Annotated in this window: 18 protein-coding genes; 14 read left to right on the forward strand and 4 right to left on the reverse strand. The window is 60.5% G+C overall.

Annotation, left to right across the window (positions count from 1 at the left end):
* Nucleotides 1-103: 103 nt before the first annotated feature.
* Complete coding sequence (locus tag ACIN8IBEIGE_RS01610) at nucleotides 104-4,291, reverse strand: EAL domain-containing protein (RefSeq protein WP_160013119.1); 4,188 nt, start codon at nucleotides 4,289-4,291, stop codon at nucleotides 104-106.
* 350 nt (nucleotides 4,292-4,641) lie between these two features.
* Between ACIN8IBEIGE_RS01610 and ettA the strand changes: the two genes are divergently transcribed.
* From ettA to ACIN8IBEIGE_RS01655, 9 genes are all read left to right on the forward strand, one after another.
* A complete protein-coding gene (gene ettA / locus ACIN8IBEIGE_RS01615; RefSeq protein ID WP_090249445.1) occupies nucleotides 4,642-6,309 on the forward strand; it encodes an energy-dependent translational throttle protein EttA in 1,668 nt (555 codons plus the stop codon).
* Between the two features lie 185 nt (nucleotides 6,310-6,494).
* A complete protein-coding gene (locus ACIN8IBEIGE_RS01620) occupies nucleotides 6,495-6,827 on the forward strand; it encodes a TraR/DksA C4-type zinc finger protein (protein ID WP_160013120.1) in 333 nt (110 codons plus the stop codon).
* Nucleotides 6,828-6,949: 122 nt separating this feature from the next.
* Nucleotides 6,950-9,412 carry a Lon protease family protein gene (locus tag ACIN8IBEIGE_RS01625; protein ID WP_160013121.1) on the forward strand — a complete coding sequence of 821 codons (2,463 nt, stop codon included), beginning with the start codon at nucleotides 6,950-6,952 and terminating at the stop codon, nucleotides 9,410-9,412.
* A gap of 198 nt (nucleotides 9,413-9,610) precedes the next feature.
* The gene (locus ACIN8IBEIGE_RS01630; RefSeq protein ID WP_160013122.1) at nucleotides 9,611-9,952 is read left to right on the forward strand and encodes a hypothetical protein; all 342 of its coding nucleotides are present in this window, start codon (nucleotides 9,611-9,613) and stop codon (nucleotides 9,950-9,952) included.
* 202 nt (nucleotides 9,953-10,154) lie between these two features.
* Nucleotides 10,155-10,652: a TIGR00645 family protein gene (locus ACIN8IBEIGE_RS01635; protein ID WP_160013123.1), complete on the forward strand. Its 498-nt coding sequence runs from the start codon at nucleotides 10,155-10,157 to the stop codon at nucleotides 10,650-10,652.
* 141 nt (nucleotides 10,653-10,793) lie between these two features.
* Nucleotides 10,794-11,099 carry a DUF6482 family protein gene (locus ACIN8IBEIGE_RS01640; protein WP_160013124.1) on the forward strand — a complete coding sequence of 102 codons (306 nt, stop codon included), beginning with the start codon at nucleotides 10,794-10,796 and terminating at the stop codon, nucleotides 11,097-11,099.
* 11 nt (nucleotides 11,100-11,110) lie between these two features.
* Nucleotides 11,111-12,646, forward strand: coding sequence for a cryptochrome/photolyase family protein (locus ACIN8IBEIGE_RS01645; protein WP_160013125.1), 1,536 nt, complete (start codon nucleotides 11,111-11,113; stop codon nucleotides 12,644-12,646).
* Complete coding sequence (locus ACIN8IBEIGE_RS01650; RefSeq protein WP_160013126.1) at nucleotides 12,643-12,789, forward strand: DUF2256 domain-containing protein; 147 nt, start codon at nucleotides 12,643-12,645, stop codon at nucleotides 12,787-12,789. Before ACIN8IBEIGE_RS01645 ends, ACIN8IBEIGE_RS01650 begins: the two co-directional genes overlap by 4 nt.
* Before the next feature lie 61 nt (nucleotides 12,790-12,850).
* Nucleotides 12,851-13,468, forward strand: a complete 618-nt coding sequence (locus ACIN8IBEIGE_RS01655; protein WP_160013127.1) for an FKBP-type peptidyl-prolyl cis-trans isomerase — start codon at nucleotides 12,851-12,853, stop codon at nucleotides 13,466-13,468.
* A gap of 319 nt (nucleotides 13,469-13,787) precedes the next feature.
* Here ACIN8IBEIGE_RS01655 and ACIN8IBEIGE_RS01660 read toward each other — a convergent pair whose 3' ends face one another.
* Together ACIN8IBEIGE_RS01660 and ACIN8IBEIGE_RS01665 are read right to left on the reverse strand one after the other, a co-directional pair.
* Complete coding sequence (locus tag ACIN8IBEIGE_RS01660) at nucleotides 13,788-14,015, reverse strand: hypothetical protein (RefSeq protein ID WP_090249418.1); 228 nt, start codon at nucleotides 14,013-14,015, stop codon at nucleotides 13,788-13,790.
* Nucleotides 14,016-14,171: 156 nt separating this feature from the next.
* Nucleotides 14,172-15,140 carry a polyprenyl synthetase family protein gene (locus ACIN8IBEIGE_RS01665; RefSeq protein ID WP_160013128.1) on the reverse strand — a complete coding sequence of 323 codons (969 nt, stop codon included), beginning with the start codon at nucleotides 15,138-15,140 and terminating at the stop codon, nucleotides 14,172-14,174.
* 260 nt (nucleotides 15,141-15,400) lie between these two features.
* Between ACIN8IBEIGE_RS01665 and rplU the strand changes: the two genes are divergently transcribed.
* The 5 genes from rplU (at nucleotide 15,401) to ACIN8IBEIGE_RS01690 (ending at nucleotide 19,070) form a co-directional block, all read left to right on the forward strand.
* Nucleotides 15,401-15,712: a 50S ribosomal protein L21 gene (gene rplU, locus ACIN8IBEIGE_RS01670; protein WP_160013129.1), complete on the forward strand. Its 312-nt coding sequence runs from the start codon at nucleotides 15,401-15,403 to the stop codon at nucleotides 15,710-15,712.
* 39 nt (nucleotides 15,713-15,751) lie between these two features.
* Nucleotides 15,752-16,009, forward strand: coding sequence for a 50S ribosomal protein L27 (gene rpmA, locus ACIN8IBEIGE_RS01675; RefSeq protein WP_085584170.1), 258 nt, complete (start codon nucleotides 15,752-15,754; stop codon nucleotides 16,007-16,009).
* Nucleotides 16,010-16,184: 175 nt separating this feature from the next.
* Entirely contained in the window at nucleotides 16,185-17,408 is a 1,224-nt protein-coding gene (gene cgtA, locus ACIN8IBEIGE_RS01680; RefSeq protein WP_160013130.1) for an Obg family GTPase CgtA, read from the forward strand.
* Nucleotides 17,409-17,476: 68 nt separating this feature from the next.
* On the forward strand, nucleotides 17,477-18,595 hold the full coding sequence (gene proB / locus ACIN8IBEIGE_RS01685; RefSeq protein WP_160013131.1) for a glutamate 5-kinase: 1,119 nt from the start codon (nucleotides 17,477-17,479) through the stop codon (nucleotides 18,593-18,595).
* A gap of 10 nt (nucleotides 18,596-18,605) precedes the next feature.
* The gene (locus ACIN8IBEIGE_RS01690; protein WP_160013132.1) at nucleotides 18,606-19,070 is read left to right on the forward strand and encodes a CreA family protein; all 465 of its coding nucleotides are present in this window, start codon (nucleotides 18,606-18,608) and stop codon (nucleotides 19,068-19,070) included.
* A gap of 154 nt (nucleotides 19,071-19,224) precedes the next feature.
* Here ACIN8IBEIGE_RS01690 and rpsT read toward each other — a convergent pair whose 3' ends face one another.
* Nucleotides 19,225-19,503 (reverse strand): 30S ribosomal protein S20, encoded by a 279-nt coding sequence (rpsT, locus tag ACIN8IBEIGE_RS01695; protein WP_160013133.1) that lies wholly within the window; start codon nucleotides 19,501-19,503, stop codon nucleotides 19,225-19,227.
* Between the last annotated feature and the right edge of the window lie 149 nt (nucleotides 19,504-19,652).

The following is a 19,652-nucleotide window of genomic DNA, read 5'->3' on the forward strand; positions in this document are numbered from 1 at the left end:
CTGGGCGGTAGAAAGAGGGGGCGAATTCTACCTCATCCGCACTAAACAGGCATATGAAGCGTGGTCATCTGACGGACAAGCGGGGCTCATGCACGCCGACGATTCAGCTCAGCATAAACAGGGCGGTGCCGGTAAACAGCGCGGTGAACTGGTGCGCCGGCATTGGTCTGCCGAGCAGGAAACCCTGTACTTCGTCGCAGTCGTGGCCGCGCAGGAAGTCCAGCTGAGCCAGGGTTTCCACGCCTTCGGCGATTACCGTGAGGTTCAGGCTGTGGGCCATGGCGATGATCGCCCGGGCAATCTGCCCGTCCTGCTCGCCGTGGGGCAGGCCGTCGACAAAACTGCGGTCGATCTTCAGCACGTCGATGGGGAACTGCTTGAGGTAATTCAGTGAGCTGTAACCGGTGCCGAAATCGTCGATGGCGATAAACACGCCGAGTTTCTTCAGGCTGCTGAGCGTCTGCATGGCGTTGGCCACGTCTTCCATCAGAATGCTTTCGGTCAGCTCCAGCTCCAGGCAGCCGGCGGGAATACCGCTGTGCTGGAGAATCTCGGCGATGCGCTGATCGAGGTCGCCTTCGGCAAACTGCCGGGCCGAGAGGTTGACCGAAATCTTCGGTACGCGAATCTTCGCCTCGTGCCATTCGGCCAGTTGCCGGCAGGACTCGCGCAGCACCCAGTCGCCGACCTGGACCACCAGGCCCAGCTCTTCGAGCACCGGAATAAAGTCATTCGGCGGCACCAGACCGCGCTGCGGATGCTGCCAGCGCAGCAGCGCTTCGGCACCAGTCAGGCGCTTGCCGTCGCCGGAGAACTGCGGTTGGTAATACAGCTTGAACTCGCCCTGTTCGAGGGCGTGGCGCAGGTCGCTTTCCAGCTCCAGGCGCTGCAGGGCGCTGGCGTTCATGTCGGCCTGGTAGAACTGGAAGTTGTTCTTGCCGCGTTCCTTGGCGTGGTACATGGCCGTGTCGGCGTTCTTCATCAGCTGGCTCAGCTCGTTACCGTCCTGCGGGCTCAGGGCTATACCGATACTGGCGGTGACGAAGAACTCGCGGCCTTCGAGAATAAATGGCTGCGCCAGGCTGGCGAGAATCTGCTCGCCAACATGGATCGCGCGGGTCAGCGCGCCTTCACGCTGGGCCTGGGATTGCAGCAGCAGGGTGAACTCATCACCCCCCATGCGCGCCACGGTGTCGTCACTGTCCACGCAGGCGCACAGGCGCACCGCGACTTCCTTGAGCATGCGATCGCCGGCGGCGTGGCCGAGCGAATCGTTGATCGGCTTGAAGCGGTCGAGGTCGAGGAACATCAGCACCACCCACTCCTGGTGCCGCTCGCCATGCTGCAGGGCACTGTGCAGGCGGTCCTGGAACAGCGTGCGGTTGGGCAGTTGGGTCAGGGCGTCGTAGTAGGCCAGGCGGTGGATACGCTGTTCACTGGCCTTGCGCTCGCTGATGTCGCTGAAGAAGCACACGTAGCTGACCAGGTCACCTTCATCGTCCTTGACTGCGGTGATGCCGACCCAGGCCGGGAACTTCTCGCCGCTTCTGCGCTTGAGCCACACCTCGCCTTCCCAGCTGCCCTGCTGGTTGAGCTGTTTGATCACATAGGCCAGGTGGCTGGCCTGCTGGGTGTCGGCGGTGAGCATGCTCGGCAGCTGGTCGAGAATCTGTTTGGAGCTGTAACCGCTGACCCGGCTGAAGGCATTGTTGACCTGAACGATATAGCCTGCCGGATCGGTGACCAGAATCGCCGCGGTGGAGTGTTCGAATACCGTGGCGGCCATGCGCAGGTCTTTCTCCGCGCGGCGCTGCAGGCTGATGTCGCGGCCGACACCGAGCAGGCCTTCGAAGCGCCCACTGTCATCCCACATTGGTACCAGGCGCAGCTCCACCGGAATCTTCTGGCCGTCGGCGCGCAGTGCATCGAAGACGAACAGCTGCGGTAGAAACTCGGCGCGCAGCTCGGCCAGCCGCTGCGGGTCGCCAAGGGCGTTGCGCACACGGTCGAGCAGGGCGTAGAAGCCGCTCAGCTGACGCGGATTGGTGGCCAGACTCTGGAAGCCGTTGGTCAGCGCCCACTCGCTGTCATAACCGAGCACTGGCATCACCGATGGGCTGACGTAGTTGAGCTGCAGCTGGGCATCGGTGGAGAAGATCACGTCGCTGATGCTTTCCGCCAGCAGGCGATAGCGCTGCTCGCTGGTGCGCAGGGATTCGCTGTGGGTGATCTGTTCGGTGATGTCCTTGGCCACGCCGATCAGCCGGCTGACCCGGCCTTTGGCGTCGCGCGACAGGGCCTGCTCGCGGATATCGAACCAGTGCCAGCTGCCATCGCGGTGTCGCCAGCGCAGCTCGAACTGCATCAGCAGGCCGTTGCCCTGTACCTGCTGGATATTGCGCATGCGCTGGTACAGCTCGACATCATCGGGGTGCAGGATCTTCTCCCACAGGCGCTCGCCGAGCTGTTGTATTTCCGCCTTGCTATAGCCCAGCTGCGGGCCGAGGTGGTTGTTGCTGTACATCACCCGCTTGCCGGCGATGTCGTGCACATAGATGGTGTCGGGCACCGCGCTGACCACATCGGACCAGAAACGCTCGCGCTCGATCAGCGAGGTTTCAATGCGCTTGCGGTTGGTGATGTCGCTGATGCTGAGGGTCACGGCCTGCAGGTCGTCGATGCTTTCCGGCAAGCGCAACAATAGCCACAGATGCCGTTCATAGCCCTGCGGGGTAAGGATCTGGCGTTCCATTTCCAGCTGACCGCTACCGCTGAGCAGGGCGCCGATCAGCTGCATGCGAAAGCCATCCGGGCGCAGTGGGCCGCTGTTGAACAGATGCTGCCAAGCCTGCTGGTTGGAGTCGACGCCGAGCAGTTGCAGGGCCACCTGGTTGGTCTCGGTCAGGCGCAGGCGCTGGCAGAGTTCGCTGTGGTGCTGCGGATCTTCGTCCAGCCAGCGTTGCAGGGTGGTCATGCTGCGCAGTTGCTGCTGTTGCAGATAGCGCTGCAGCTCGGCCAGGTCGAGTACGCAGAGGGCCGTGCCGGTGCCGTCGAAGATGTCCTGGTAGCGCCGGCGGGTTTCCTGCAGCACGTGCGAGGCGTGCTGTTCTTCGGTGACATCGCGCAGCACCCAGACAAAACCGGTGCGTTTGTTGTCTTCGCTCAAGTCGCTGCGGCTGATGTCGTAGAGGTGGGCGACACCGTTCTGCTGGATTTCCACCAGGTCCGGGCCGAGGTCGTTGTGCAGGGCGGTGTCATGCAGCAGCAGCGGGTCCAGACGCGGCAGCAGCTTGAGCAGATGCCAGTCACGCGCCTCGTCGTTACTCAGACCGAACATCGCCTCGGCCTGTGGGTTGAGGTATTGCAGCTGGCCGTTGCTGTCGGTGACCAGTACACGTTCTTCGATGGCGCCGAGTACGCTGGCGGCCTGCTGCAATGAGCGCCGTGAGGCGGTATTCAGTGCGTGCAGGTTGCGTTGCTCGTTCAGCAGGCGATACAGCGCCAGCAGCGTCAGGGTGGCGCAGAGGATAAACAGCAGCAGCTTGCTGGCCTGTTGCGGCAATTGCTGGGCGCGCACCTTGCGCTCGTTGAACAGCGCGCGCAGCTGCCAGTCGCTGCCCTTGAGCGGGGTTTGCAGCAGGCTCTGGTCGAGGTTCTCGGCGGTAACCGGGGGGGCCACCGAGGAGCCGCCGAGTGTCTGGGGCGTGTTGCTGGCAATCACCCGCTGTACGTTGCGATCTTCCAGTTGCCATTGATGTGGACTTTGGTGGTGCTCATGCAGCCAGCTGGTCAGCGCCTGATTGGTCAGGCGCAGCACCCAGAAGCCGCTGGCGGCGCTGTCGGGGTTATGCCGCAGCAGCAGGTATATACGGCCGTTGTCGTTGGCACTGAAGGTGTAGAAGAAACTGTCGCTGCGCCCGCGCGCCAGCAATTCGCCGAGGTACAGCGCGTCTTCGGTGGGGGCGTGGCTGTCGGCAATAATTCGGCCTTGGCCATTCATCCAGGCCAGGCTGCGCAGAGTCGGGAACACGCCGCGCAGGGTGTGCAGCAGCTCTTCCAACTCATCCGGGTTGTTTGGCGGCAACACATGGGGTTGTAATAGGGCCTGACCAGCGCTGGCCTTGAGCGCCATGTTCAGGCTCAAGTGGTTGGCCAGCTGCGAGCTGTAGGCCAGGCCGAGCTGGCGCTGGTTGTCGAGCAACTGTTGAGACTCCTGGCGCAGCTGCCAGAGCAGCAACACCAGCATGCTCAGCACCAGTATCACCAGCGCGCCACGGGTCGGCCCACGCATCGCCTCAGCCGGCGGAGCGCCAGGTGTACGCGGTGTGGTTGGGGGCGTGACTGTTGGCAACGACTTACATCCTGGGGGCTTAGCGGCGATTAGCTGGTCCCTGGGGTGCGCAGAATGGCCGGCAGGCAGGGGGCGGCTAGCATGCCATAACCGTGGCAAAGTGCCAGCGCCGCCGACGAGCGTCGTTTGCCCTGTCCGGCGCATTCCGGTAGCTTTGCCGCACGCGCGCGTGACTGTGCAAACGACGCTGTGCAGGTAGCGCCTGGCGGCTCCGTCCCCGCCGTGTGGCCTCAGGCTGCACGCATCAGTTGGCGGCTTCTCTTTCGTTTCAACCCAGAACCAAGGTCATCATGGCTCAATACGTTTACACCATGCATCGGCTCGGCAAAGTCGTACCGCCGAAGCGGGAAATCCTCAAGAACATCTCCCTGTCGTTCTTCCCTGGCGCTAAGATCGGCGTGCTCGGCCTCAACGGTTCGGGTAAATCCACCCTGCTGAAGATCATGGCCGGCGTCGACACCGAGTTCGATGGCGAAGCCCGCCCGATGCCGGAGCTGAATATCGGCTACCTGCCGCAGGAGCCGCAGCTCGACCCGAGCAAGACCGTGCGCGAAGTGGTGGAAGAGGCCGTGAGCCAGATCAAGGACGCCCAGGCGCGTCTGGATCAGGTCTACGCCGCTTACGCCGAGCCGGATGCCGACTTCGACAAGCTGGCCGCCGAACAGGCCAAGCTGGAGGCCATCCTGCAGACCAGCGACGGCCACAACCTGGAGCGCCAGCTGGAAGTCGCCGCCGACGCCCTGCGCCTGCCGGCCTGGGACGCCAAGGTCGAGCACCTCTCCGGTGGCGAGAAGCGCCGCGTGGCCCTGTGCCGCCTGCTGCTGTCGGCTCCCGACATGTTGCTGCTGGACGAGCCGACCAACCACCTGGACGCCGATTCGGTGGCCTGGCTGGAGCACTTCCTGCACGACTTCCCGGGCACCGTGGTGGCGATCACCCACGACCGTTACTTCCTGGATAACGTTGCTGGCTGGATTCTCGAACTCGACCGCGGTGCCGGTATTCCGTACGAGGGTAACTACTCCGGTTGGCTGGAAGCCAAGTCGGACCGTCTGGCTCAGGAATCCAAGCAGCAGTCGGCCCATGAAAAGGCCATGAAGGAAGAGTTGGAGTGGGTGCGCAAAGGTGCCAAGGCCCGTCAGTCCAAGTCCAAGGCGCGTCTGCAGCGTTTCGAAGAAATGCAGTCGCAGGAATTCCAGAAGCGCAGCGAGACCAACGAGATTTATATCCCGGTCGGCCCACGTCTGGGCGACAAGGTCATCGATTTCGTCAACGTCAGCAAGGGCTACGGCGACCGCGCGCTGATCGACAACCTGTCGTTCAGCATGCCCAAGGGCGCTATCGTCGGGGTGATCGGCGGTAACGGTGCCGGTAAGTCGACCCTGTTCCGCATGCTGATGGGCAAGGAGCAGCCGGACTCGGGCAGCATCGAGATCGGCGAAACCGTGCAGCTGGCCTGCGTTGATCAGAGCCGCGACGACCTCGACGGCAGCAAGACCGTGTGGGAAGCCGTGTCTGGCGGTTCCGACATGATCAAGATCGGCAACTATGAAGTGCCGTCGCGCACCTACGTCGGTCGCTTCAACTTCAAGGGCGGCGACCAGCAGAAGTTCGTCAAGGACCTCTCCGGTGGTGAGCGTGGCCGTCTGCACCTGGCGCTGACCCTGAAAGAGGGTGCCAACGTGCTGCTGCTGGACGAACCGTCCAACGACCTCGACGTGGAAACCCTGCGTTCGCTGGAAGAAGCACTGCTCGACTTCCCTGGCGCCGCCATTGTTATCTCTCACGATCGCTGGTTCCTGGATCGCGTGGCGACCCACATCCTGGCGTACGAAGACGACTCGCACATCGAGTTCTTCGAGGGCAACTACACCGAGTACGAAGCCGACCGCAAGAAACGCCTCGGCGACGCAGCGGCACAGCCACACCGCGTGCGCTACAAGAAGCTGGCCCAATAAGCCACGCTGTAAACAAGAACGGAGCCGAAAGGCTCCGTTTTTTATTGCTGCTGTGCTGAGGGCCCCCCAATAGCCCGTGGCCCTTGTCTGATAGATGAAGAAAAGTTGCAGAATTACTGACGGGCATCAGTGTAAAAACCTCTGCACGAACCACACTTACAGCTGAGCCTTCGAGGACTATCAGCATGTCTGTCTTTGACCCCCACACCGCACTCTATAGCCTGCTGAACGAGTACAGCGCGCGTGCCCACGCGATTCGCCAGGATCTGGCGCGCAGCCACTCGCCGGATTTCGCCGAGCAGGCCCTGCAGCGGCAGAACGATGAAGTGCTGGAAGCCCTGCTGGCCGAAGCTGAAAACGGCATGCGCCAGGTTGGCCTTGCCAAGCTGCGCCTGGCTGAGGGCTGCTACGGCGTGTGCCTGCGCTGTGGTGAAACCATCAGTCCGGCGCGCCTGCAGGCTATGCCTGCTGCCGAATATTGCCTGGCCTGTGCCGATATGCAGGATCAGGCCAACTGACACGAGGGTGTTGCGCTCGCCTTCTGACGCCTGAAAGGAGAGGCGCGCGATTGAGCTTATGGCTTGTGGATGCGGGCCGATGCGGCCATGATTTCCACTAGGCCCCCGTCCAAGGATTTCCAATGCCAGACTCCGTCGCAGCCCATTTGCGGTTGGCACCTGAAGCACTTACCCGTCCCTTTTCCCCTGAGCAGTTCAACTTCACCAATACCGAAGACCTGGAACCCTTCCGTGGCGTATTGGGCCAGGAACGCGCCGTCGAAGCGCTGCAGTTCGGCGTGGCGATGCCGCGCCCCGGTTACAACGTGTTTGTCATGGGCGAACCCGGCACCGGCCGCTTCTCCTTCGTCAAGCGCTACCTCAAGGCTGAAGCCAAGCGCCTGGAGACTCCGGCTGACCGGGTTTACGTCAACCACTTCGATGAGCCGCGTGAGCCGCGTGCGCTGGAGCTGCCGTCTGGCACCGCCGGCGAGTTTCTCGCCGATATCAACGGCCTGATCGATAACCTGCTGGCAACCTTCCCGGCGGTGTTTGAGCACCCCTCGTTCCAGCAGAAGAAGAACGCCATCGACCGCGCCTTCAACAAGCGCTACGACCAGGCGCTGGATGTGATTGAGCGGTTGTCGCTGGAAAAGAACGTCGCTCTTTATCGTGACAGCAGCAATATTGCCTTCACCCCCATGCTTGAAGGCAAGGCGCTGGATGAGGCCGAGTTCGCCCAGTTGCCGGAAGCCGAGCGCGAACGCTTCCACGCCGATATCGCCACCCTGGAAGAGCGCCTCAACGAGGAGCTGGCCAGCCTGCCGCAGTGGAAGCGCGAATCGAGCAACCTGCTGCGTCAGCTCAATGAAGAAACCATCACCATCGCCCTGCAGCCGCTGCTGGCGCCGCTGTCGGAGAAATACGCGGAAAACGCCGGTGTCTGCGCGTATCTGCAGGCGGTACAGGTCAACCTGCTGAAGACTGTGGTCGATCAGCTGGTCGAAGTGGAAAAGGCCGACGCACAAACCCGCAAGCTGCTCGAAGAGCAGTACTGCCCAAGCCTGGTGGTCGGTCATCACGCCCAGGGCGGCGCGCCGGTGGTGTTCGAACCGCACCCGACCTACGACAACCTGTTTGGCCGTATCGAATACAACACCGATCAGGGCGCGCTCTACACCAGTTACCGCCAGCTGCGCCCTGGTGCGCTGCACCGCGCAAACGGCGGCTTCCTGATTCTTGAAGCGGAGAAGATGCTCGGCGAGCCGTTTGTCTGGGATGCGCTCAAGCGTGCCCTGCAATCGCGTCAGCTGAAGATGGAGTCGCCACTCGGTGATCTCGGCCGCATTGCCACCGTGACCCTGACCCCGCAGATGATTCCGCTGCACCTCAAGGTAGTGATCATCGGTTCGCGTCAGCTGTATTACACGTTGCAGGACCTCGATCCGGACTTCCAGGAGATGTTCCGCGTCTTGGTCGACTTCGATGAAGACATTCCGCTGGCCGACGACAGCCTGGAGCAGTTCGCCCAGCTGATGAAGACCCGAACCTCGGAAGAGGGCATGGCACCGCTGACCGCAGCTGCTGTAGCGCGCGTGGCGACCTACAGCGCGCGCCTGGCCGAGCACCAGGGACGCTTGTCGGCGCGTATTGGTGATCTGTTTCAACTGGTCAGCGAAGCCGACTTTATCCGCAGCCTGGCCGGTGATGAAGTGACCGACGCCGGGCATATCGAGCGCGCGTTAAAGGCCAAGGCCACCCGCACGGGCCGCGTTTCGGCGCGGATTATCGATGACATGCTGGCCGGGATTATCCTCATTGACACCGCCGGCGCAGCCGTGGGCAAGTGCAACGGCCTGACTGTGCTGGAAGTCGGCGACTCGGCCTTCGGTGTACCGGCACGGATTTCCGCCACGGTGTATCCGGGCGGCAGCGGTATCGTCGACATCGAACGTGAGGTGAATCTCGGTCAGCCGATCCACTCCAAGGGCGTGATGATCCTTACCGGTTACCTGGGTAGCCGCTATGCCCAGGAATTCCCCCTGGAGATTTCCGCGAGCATCGCCCTGGAACAGTCCTACGGCTATGTCGACGGCGACAGCGCCTCCCTCGGTGAGGTCTGCACGCTTATATCGGCCCTGTCGCGCACCCCGCTCAAGCAGTGCTTCGCCATTACCGGCTCGATCAACCAGTTCGGTGAAGTGCAGGCGGTGGGTGGCGTCAACGAGAAGATCGAAGGCTTCTTCCGCCTCTGTGAAGCACGCGGCCTGACCGGCGAGCAGGGCGCGATCATTCCGCACTCCAACGTCACCACCCTGATGCTGGATGAGCGGGTGCTGCAGGCGGTGCGTGCCGGGCAGTTCCATATCTATGCCGTGCGTCAGGTCGATGAGGCGCTGAGCCTGTTGGTCGGCGCGGATGCCGGCTCACCGAATGAGCAGGGGCAATTCCCCGCCGGTAGCGTCAATGCGCGCGTGGTTGAGCGCCTGCGTGATATCGCCGCCATGGGCATGGAAGACGACGACAAGGATGAGTCGAAAAAGGAAGAACCGGCTGCTGCGGCCAAGGAGAAGAAGCCACGGGCGAAAAAGCCGGCGGCTGAATGACCGCCCGGCTGCGACAATTCGTCCGGTGGCTGGTCAGTCACTGAGCGAATTGCCGCGCTAGCCCGTGCGCCTGGCTCGGGCTGGCTTTTCCTCACTTCATCCACACAGTTATCCACAGCAAGCGGGGATAACTGTTGGCTTCCCTCTGGCGGTGGCTCGGGTGTAGGCTGAAGACCTGCTCCTGAGAGGGTCGTCGCCATGTCGCGCAGCCTCAATCTCACTCGCCACTGTCTGGGCCTGGATACTCGCATCGAATGCGTGGTGTTGCCGCTGGCCGGTAACAATGGCCTCTGGACGCTAATCTGCGCCGCCGGCATGGCCGGTGCTCAGCCTTCCACAATCAAGGCGCAGGGCCCGTTCCACGGGGCTTTCGCCGCCGAAAGTATCCTCACGGATATCGCCGAGAACCTGCAGGGTATGGGCTATGAGCAATCTGCCGACGTGCCGATCTGGCGCCTGCATATCCAGGCCGAGCTGCGCCGTTTGAACGGTGAGCGTGGCCATCATCTGGGTGATTACCAGTTTCAGCCGGAAACCTGAGTGGGCAATTGCCGAGTATTTGACCAGCTGTCGCAAGCCCAGCAGAGGTCTGGCTTGCAGCCATTGATCCTGAGCCTGCCCACAAGGTTATCCACAGTTGCCGGGGATAACCGTAGCGGTCATCGATTGCCATACACCAGGGTTGTCTGGGCGAAGGCGCTGGGTATACTCGCCGGCAGTCTTGAACCCTGAGTGAGCCCTTATGGAACGCTTTATCGAAAATGCCATGTATGCCTCGCGTTGGCTGCTGGCGCCGATCTATTTCGGACTGTCGCTGGCCCTGTTGGCGCTGGCGCTGAAGTTCTTTCAGGAAGTCTTCCACATCCTGCCTAACGTCTTTGCCATGGCAGAGGCGGATCTGATCCTGGTGCTGTTGTCGCTGATCGACATGGCGCTGGTCGGTGGTCTGCTGGTGATGGTGATGATTTCCGGTTACGAGAACTTCGTGTCTCAACTGGATATCAAGGAGGGCACCGAGAAGCTCAGCTGGCTGGGCAAGATGGACTCCAGCTCGCTGAAGATGAAAGTGGCGGCCTCCATCGTGGCGATTTCCTCAATTCATCTGCTCAAAGTATTTATGAATGCGCAGAACATTCCTGACAGCAAGTTGATGTGGTACGTGATCATTCACATGGCTTTCGTGCTGTCGGCCTTCGCCATGGGTTATCTGGATAAGCTGACCAAATACGAATCGAGCTGATCCGCTCCTCAGGTGTCCTCGCCGCCCGGCCGTTGCAAAACGGACGGGCGGTTTGCTTTCGGCCTTGTGCTTTTGCTGTGTTGTACAAAAATTGTATTTGTATAGATTTTTGTATAGCTTTGCTTGCCCGAGGATATCGCCATGAATCTGCAAGACTTGTCGCTACACGCCCACGCTGGGCATATCGACGCACTTAACCTGATCTCTATCGAGGGTGGCATCTATCTGCTGGAGGCGCACATGGACGGCCGTGCCCACCCGCTCAATGATGGCCATGGCAAGGCCCTGCACCTGCGCTCGGTCGAGCATGCACGCGACCTGCTGCATGACTTGCCGCGCATACCGTTCCACCTGGTGCATGCGGTGGTGCATGACGAAATGTGCGGTATGCAGGATGGCACTCAGGACACTTTGCGCGTGCCCATTTCCTTCAATTCTTCCTGGTAACGACCCCACCTATGGCTACTCGCCGGCTTGCCCTGGTACTGGGTGATCAGCTGTCTTTCGATCTGCCCAGCCTGCAGGCACTGGATCCGCTACTGGATGCTGTGCTGCTGGCTGAAGTGGCGGCGGAAACCGACTATGTGCCGCACCATCCGCAGAAAATTGCGCTGATCTTCAGTGCCATGCGTCACTTTGCCGAGGCACTGCGTGAGCGCGGTTGGTGCGTGCATTACGTCAAACTGGATGATGCGCAGAACAGCGGCTCGCTGCCGGGTGAGTTGCAGCGCTGGGCTGGGCTGTTGCAGGCAACCGAGGCGCACGTCACTGAATGCGGCGAGTGGCGGCTGGAGCAGGCTCTGCAGGCTATCGGCTTGCCGATCACCTGGCATGCCGATAGCCGCTTTATCTGTGCTCGTGATGAGTTCGCCCATTGGGCCGAAGGGCGTAAGCAACTGCGCATGGAGTTCTTCTATCGCGAGATGCGCCGCAAGACTGGCTTATTGATCAATGGCGACGGCACGCCGGTGGGCGGTGCGTGGAACTTCGATGCGGAGAACCGCAAGGCGCTGCCCAAACAGATCAAGGCGCCGATGACCGCGCGTTTCCCGGCGGACGCCATTACCCGGAACGTGCTGAAGCAGGTGGCCGAGCGTTTCAGTCACCATTACGGCAGCCTGGGGTCTTTCGATTACCCGGTGACCCATTCCGAGGCCGAGGCACTGTGGCAGCACTTTCTCGATTTCGCCTTACCGGCTTTTGGCGATTATCAGGACGCCATGGCCATTGGTGAGCCGTATCTGTTCCATGCACGGATCAGCGCGGCGCTGAATATCGGCCTGCTGGATGTGCGCCGGCTGTGTGCGGATGTCGAGGCGGCCTACTGGCGTGGCCAGGTGCCGCTGAACGCCGCCGAGGGCTTTATTCGTCAGCTGATCGGCTGGCGCGAATACGTGCGCGGCATTTACTGGATGCATATGCCGGAGTACGCCGAGCGCAATGCCTTCGGTAACACTCGGCCGCTGCCGGAGTTTTACTGGACCGGAAAGACCCGGATGAAATGCATGAGTCAGGCCATCGGCCAGACCCTGGAACATGCCTATGCCCATCATATTCAGCGGCTGATGGTCACCGGCAACTTCGCCCTGCTGGCCGGCATTACACCCAGCCAGGTCTGCGACTGGTACCTGGCCGTGTATATGGATGCCTTCGACTGGGTCGAGCTGCCCAACACTCTGGGCATGGTCATGCACGCCGATGGCGGTTATCTGGGCTCCAAGCCCTATTGCGCCAGTGGTCAGTACATCAAACGGATGTCCAATTACTGTGCTGACTGTGCCTACAAGGTCACGGAAAGCGTGGGTGAGCAGGCCTGTCCGTTCAATGCGCTGTACTGGCATTTCCTCATGCGCCACCGCCAGCATCTGTCCGGCAACCATCGGCTGGGCATGATCTATCGCGGCTTGGACAAGATGAGTGACGCCAAGCAGCAGGGCTTGTGGGCGCGGGGCGAGCAGTTACTGGCGCGGCTGGATGCCGGTGAGGCGCTGTGAAAAAGGCTGAGCTGCCGGTGAAGACCTGTCAGGTGTGTGGTTTGCCTTTCGCGTGGCGCAAGAAATGGGCGCGCTGCTGGGATGAGGTCAAGTACTGCTCCGAGCGCTGCCGGCGTAATCGCCAAGGCGCGGCGTGCGGGTAGGGCGGACAGGCGGTTTGTGCTAGGCTGGCCGACCTTTTTTAGCCCCTAGCGGAGCAGTGCTATGTCCGAACTCAATCTCTCGACTGACGAAACTCGCGTCAGCTACGGCATCGGCCGTCAACTGGGTGGTCAGCTGCGCGACAATCCACCGCCGGGCGTGAGCCTGGACGCCATCCTGGCGGGCCTGACTGACGCCTTCAACGGCCAGCCAAGCCGTGTTAGCGAAGCCGAGCTGTCGGCCAGCTTCAAGGTCATCCGCGACATCATGCAAGCCGAAGCAGCCGCCAAGGCTGAAGCCGCTGCGGGTGCTGGTCTGGCCTTCCTGGCTGAGAACGCCAAGCGTGACGGCATCACCGTGCTGGCTTCCGGCCTGCAGTACGAAGTGCTGACCGCAGGCGAAGGCGCCAAACCTTCCCGTGACGACAGCGTGCGTACTCATTATCACGGCACCCTGATCGACGGCACTGTGTTCGACAGCTCCTACGAACGTGGTCAGCCCGCTGAGTTTCCGGTTGGCGGCGTGATCGCCGGCTGGACCGAAGCCCTGCAACTGATGAACGCCGGCAGCAAATGGCGTCTGTATGTACCGAGCGAGCTGGCTTACGGCGAGCAAGGCGTGGGCAGCATCCCGCCGCACAGCGTGCTGGTATTTGACGTGGAGCTGCTGGACGTTCTCTAAGAGATCGCTCCACGATCTGCTGCGCGTCGGCCCTACTGCGTTCAAAACAGGCTCGGAAAGCCGCTAGCGGCTAACGCACGCCAGTGCGGCCCCGAAGGGGCGAGCGAAGCGAGTAATGCTCATGTACAACAGTACACTCCGCTTCTTCGCCGTTTTGACCAGCCGGAGGCTGTTACTAACGTAGCGCCTTGTAGGACTCTAGCTCGCGAGATCTTTAGTCTCTGAAGCTTTCTATCGCGGGCATGGCCCGCTCCTACGCCAGCGACGCTGGAGTCTTGTAGGAGCGGGCCATGCCCGCGATGCGTTTAAGCTCAGACCGTCAGGGGCGCAATGCCCGGGCGTAGCAGTAGAGAAACAGATTGCGCACCAACTCCTTGAGCACCAGCGGCTCGCTTGAGTTCAGTTCGTGCAAATCCAGATCCCCCTGATCACGCAGTTCATCCAGCGCATCTTCCTTAAGCAGGGCGCAGACTTCGCCGGTATTGCGATTGAGAATGCGTAGATACGGCTGCGGGCGGTCCAGCCAGGCATCGATCAGATAGGTCATGACTCATCTCCCTTTTAAGTAGTTAAATGAGAATAATTCTTATTATATTTATAGCAAGGATTAATCGCTGCCTTTCGTCGCTTGGTGTAATCGCCGTGGGCCGCAGGCAATAAAAAGCCCGCCATATGGGCGGGCTTTTGTCTGTTCTGGCAAGCCTTAGTGCGTGCGAGCTACGGCAAAGCGGCTGAGTTCGATCAGTGCGTCGCGGTATTCGCTGGCGGGCAGCACATCCAGACAGGTGATGGCGCGCTCGGCGTAATCGCGAGCCAATCGGGCGGTGTAATCCAGCGCGCCGGCGGCTTCTACGGCATTGCGAATGCTTTCCAGATTCTCGATGCCGCCTTTCTGGATCGCCTGGCGTACCAGGGCCGCCTGCTCGGGCGTGCCTTCGCGCATGGTGTAGATCAGCGGCAGGGTCGGCTTGCCTTCGGCCAGGTCGTCGCCGACGTTCTTGCCGAGGGTGGCGGCATCGCCACGGTAGTCGAGCAGGTCGTCGACCAGTTGGAAGGCTATGCCGAGGTGATCGCCAAAGGTGCGCAGGGCTTCGCTCTGTTCAGCGTTGGCGCCGGCCAGTGCAGCGGCGCTATGGGTCGAGGCCTCGAAGAGCATCGCGGTTTTGCCGCGGATGACTTCCATATAGGTTTCTTCGCTGGTGCTGGCGTCGCGGATCTTCGACAGCTGCAGCACTTCGCCTTCGGCAATCACCCGGGTGGCCTTTGACAGGATCTTCATCACTGGCATGGAGCCGAGTTCGACCATCATTTCGAATGAGCGCGAATAAAGGAAGTCGCCGACCAGTACGCTTGGCGCATTACCCCATTGGGCATTGGCGGTGCTGCGGCCGCGGCGCATGTCAGACATGTCTACCACGTCGTCATGCAGCAGGGTGGCGGTGTGCAGAAATTCGATGGTGGCAGCGAGCAGGCGCAGGTTGTCGCCTTCAATGCCCAAGGCCTTGCCACTGAGTAGTACCAGCAGCGGACGCAGGCGTTTACCGCCAGCGGAGATAATATAGTCGCCGATCTTCTCTACGAGCGGTACGCGCGATACCAGTTGGGCGCGGATGATGCCGTCGACGGCGGTAAAGTCATCCGCCACCACGCGGTAGAAAGCCTGGGGTTGCATCGCTTGCACCTGCTACTCATGGGTTGCGCGGCATGCTAGGGGGCAGGGTAGGGGCTGTCAAGGCAAGAGGCTGGGGCTCTGGGTGCCAGGGCCTTGCGTCGCGCTGGCTGCTTGCGTACAATCGCGCACCCTGAACTTCCCCCTGGGTATTTCCCTGCCTTACGCAATTGCAAGGGTGTCCTTGAAGGCCCCAAGCAGCCATGCCAGCCGACACTTATTCCTATAAAGCGCTGGGTGAGCAGGATTAACGGAGATTTACCATGTACGCAGTAATTGTTACTGGTGGCAAGCAATACAAAGTCACCGAAGGCGAATTCCTCAAGGTCGAAAAGCTCGAGCTGGCCACTGGCGCAGCTGTGACGTTTGACCGTGTTCTGCTGGTCGGCAATGGCGACGACGTAAAAATCGGCGCTCCGGTTGTTGACGGTGCCAAAGTTGTGGCTGAAGTGGTTGCTCAAGGCCGTCACGACAAGGTCACCATCATCAAGTTCCGTCGTCGTAAGCACCACATGAAGCGCCAGGGCCACCGTCAGTGGTACACCGAGATCAAAATCACCGGTATCCAGGCCTGATTCGTTTCGGTCTGATCCCTTTATAGGAGTATTGAACTCATGGCACACAAAAAAGCTGGCGGTAGTACCCGCAACGGTCGCGACTCAGAAGCCAAACGCCTTGGCGTGAAGATGTATGGCGGCCAGGCTATCAAAGCAGGCAACATCATCGTGCGTCAGCGCGGCACCCAGTTCCATGCCGGTTACGGCGTTGGTATGGGTAAGGATCACACCCTCTTCGCGAAAATCGAAGGCGTGATCAAGTTTGAAGTAAAAGGCGCGTTTAACCGCCGTTACGTGAGCGTCGTTGCGGCTTAATAGCGCGACTGCTGGGAAAGCCCCGTCCTTGCGACGGGGCTTTTTTGTTTCTGTATTCTTGGGGTTCTTGCCAAACTGTCCTGGGTGTTAGCGTTCGATTTGAATGCAGGTCAATTTTGCAAGAACCTGGTGTTTCTTGGTTTAGATGACCCGCGTGATTGCGGGAGGCGTAAAAATGAAATTCGTCGATGAAGTATCGATTTTTGTAAAAGCCGGTGACGGCGGTAACGGCATGATGGCTTTTCGTCGTGAAAAGTTCATCGAGAAAGGCGGTCCCAACGGTGGTGATGGTGGTGACGGTGGCTCGGTGTATATCGAGGCAGTCGAGAACTTCAATACCCTGGTGGACTACCGCTATACCCGTCGTTTCCAGGCGCAGAATGGCGAGAAGGGTGGCAGCACCGATTGTACCGGTGCCAAGGGTGAAGACCTGATCCTGCCGGTGCCGATTGGTACCACGGTGATCGATGCCAGTACTCAGGAAGTGATTGGCGACCTGGTCCGCGCAGGCCAGCGTTTGATGGTGGCTCAGGGTGGTTGGCATGGTCTGGGTAACACTCGCTTCAAGTCCAGTACCAACCGTGCGCCGCGCCAAACCACGCCGGGTAAGCCGGGCGAGTCGCGCGACCTCAAGCTGGAATTGAAAGTGTTGGCCGATGTTGGTTTGCTGGGGTTGCCGAATGCCGGCAAGAGCACCTTTATTCGCTCCGTATCGGCCGCCAAGCCCAAAGTCGCTGACTACCCCTTTACCACTTTGGTGCCAAATCTGGGTGTGGTCAGTGTTGATCGCTACAAAAACTTTGTGGTCGCAGATATTCCGGGGCTGATCGAGGGGGCTTCCCATGGTGCTGGCTTGGGTATCCGCTTCCTCAAACACTTGTCGCGTACCCGTCTGTTGCTGCATCTCGTCGATATGGCGCCGTTGGATCTGACCGATCCGGCTGAGTCGGCCGCCACCATTATTGATGAGCTGACCAAGTTCAGTCCGTCATTGGCTGAGCGTGAGCGCTGGCTGGTGCTGAACAAGGCTGACCAGATGCTCGATGAAGAGCAGGAGGCGCGGATTGCTGAAATCGTTGCGCGGATCGAGTGGACTGGGCCGGTTTATGTAATTTCTGCCCTGGCGCGCCAGGGCACTGAGAAGCTCTGTTATGACATCATGGACTTCCTTGAGGCGCGCGCTGAGCGCATCCAGGAAAATCCAGAGTACGCCGCCGAGTTGGCCGAGCTGGATACGCGCATCGAAGACGAAGCGCGCGCTCAGCTGCAGGCGCTGGACGATAAGCGCGCGCTGCGTCGTTCTGGGGTCAAGGCCGTCGGTGATGTCGATGAAGACGACAGCTTTTGGGATGAAGAAGACGAAGATGATGGCCCGGAAATCATTTACGTCCGGGATTAAGCAACTACAAAACGCCGCTTAATTGCGGCGTTTTTGTAATCACAGGTCGCGGCTAAGGTTGGAAGATCATGCGTGACAAGGTAACCGGTGCGCAGCGCTGGGTAGTGAAAATTGGCAGTGCGCTGCTGACCGCTGATGGTCGTGGTCTGGACCGTGCGGCGATGGCGGTGTGGGTTAGGCAGATGGTCGCGCTGCGTGAGCAGGGTGTTGAGCTGGTGCTGGTGTCCTCCGGTGCAGTGGCGGCGGGTATGAGCAAGTTGGGCTGGGTTGCGCGACCGAGCGCCATGCATGAGCTGCAGGCGGCGGCAGCAATTGGCCAGATGGTGCTGATTCAGGCGTGGGAGTCGAGCTTTGCCGAGCATGGTCGGCGCACGGCGCAGATTCTGCTGACCCATGACGATCTGTCTGATCGCAAGCGTTACCTGAATGCGCGTAGCACGCTGCGCACGCTGGTGGATCTGGATGTGGTTCCGGTGATCAATGAGAATGACACCGTGGTTACCGATGAGATCCGCTTTGGTGATAACGACACTCTGGCGGCGTTGGTGGCCAATCTGGTCGAGGCCGATCTGCTGGTAATTCTTACTGATCGCGACGGCATGTATAACGCCGATCCGCGGCATAACCCCGGTGCCGAGCTGATTTTCGAGGCGCGCGCCGATGATCCGGCGCTGGATGCAGTGGCGGGTGGTGTGGGTGGTGCGCTCGGACGTGGCGGTATGCAGACCAAGCTGCGGGCGGCGCGTCTGGCGGCGCGTTCCGGTGCTCATACGGTAATCGTTGGTGGTGCCATTGAGCAGGTGTTGGCGAGGCTCAAGGCGGGCGAGCGCCTGGGGACTCTGCTGGCGCCTGAGCGCGGCATGCTGGCGGCGCGTAAGCAGTGGTTGGCTGGGCATCTGCAGACCCGTGGTACCCTGGTGCTGGATGATGGTGCAGTCAAGGCGCTGGCGACCGGCACCAAGAGCTTGTTGCCAGTTGGCGTGAAGGCCGTGCAGGGCAGCTTTCGCCGTGGTGAGATGGTGGTCTGTGTGGCGGCGGATGGTCGCGAGATTGCCCGCGGCCTGGCTAACTACAGTGCGCTTGAAGCGCAGAAGATCATCGGTCAGTCGTCGGATGCCATCGAGAGGTTGCTGGGTTATGTTGATGAGCCCGAGTTGGTGCATCGGGATAATTTGATCCTGATTTGAGGGAAGGCTGATGCGAGTCGTAAAGGGATTGCTGGGTGCGCTTGTGCTGTTGCCTGGGTTGGTGCTGGCCGAGCCGATTGGTGAGGTGTCGACGGTTTTCAAATTTATGGGGCCGAACGACAAAATCGTTGTTGAGGCGTTTGATGATCCCAAGGTAGAGGGGGTTACTTGCTACCTGTCGCGGGCCAAGACTGGTGGTGTTAAAGGTGGTCTTGGGTTGGCTGAGGATCGCGCCGAGGCGTCGATTGCCTGTCGCCAGGTTGGGCCGATCAGCTTCCTGGAGAAGCTCAAGGAGGGCGAGGAGGTGTTTCGTGAGCGTACCTCGCTGGTGTTCAAGACCATGCAGGTGGTGCGGTTTTTCGATCAGAAGCGCAATACCCTGGTTTACCTGGTCTACAGCGATCGGGTAATCGAGGGTAGTCCGCAGAATGCGGTGACCGCCATCCCGATTCTGCCCTGGCCGCAAAAGCCCTGAAGCAAAAAGCCCGAAGTGATTCGGGCTTTTTTATGGCCTGCCGCCGGTGGCGATTGCCTCTGGGCGTTGCAGGCTGTGTTGGCAATTGTTGCGGGCAATAAAAAACCGGCGGTTAAGCCGGTTTTTCAAGAACGAGTAGCGTGTCGCAAACAGCTTAGGCAGCTGCTGTAGCGCTCAGGGCCTTGATGTGGCCATTGAGGCGGCTCTTATGGCGAGCGGCTTTGTTCTTGTGGATGATGCCTTTATCGGCCATGCGGTCGATTACCGGCACAGCCAGAGTGTAAGCGGTAGCTGCAAGAGCTGCGTCTTTGGCTTCGATAGCCTTAACGACGTTCTTGATGTAAGTGCGAACCATCGAGCGCTGGCTGGCGTTATGGCTACGACGCTTCTCAGCCTGTTTTGCGCGTTTTTTGGCAGAAGGTGTATTGGCCACCGTCAAGCTCCTCGGAAAAATTCTGGGGGTTACAAACAAATAAGGCCGCGAATCATGCCGATATGAGGGAGTACTGTCAAGCCTGATGGCTTTTCCCTGTGCTGGCCTGACCAGCGGCAGATCGCTACACTCGTCGCCTTTGCGCGCCA

This window comes from Pseudomonas sp. 8BK, assembly GCF_902506475.1.
Taxonomy (GTDB): domain Bacteria; phylum Pseudomonadota; class Gammaproteobacteria; order Pseudomonadales; family Pseudomonadaceae; genus Aquipseudomonas; species Aquipseudomonas anguilliseptica.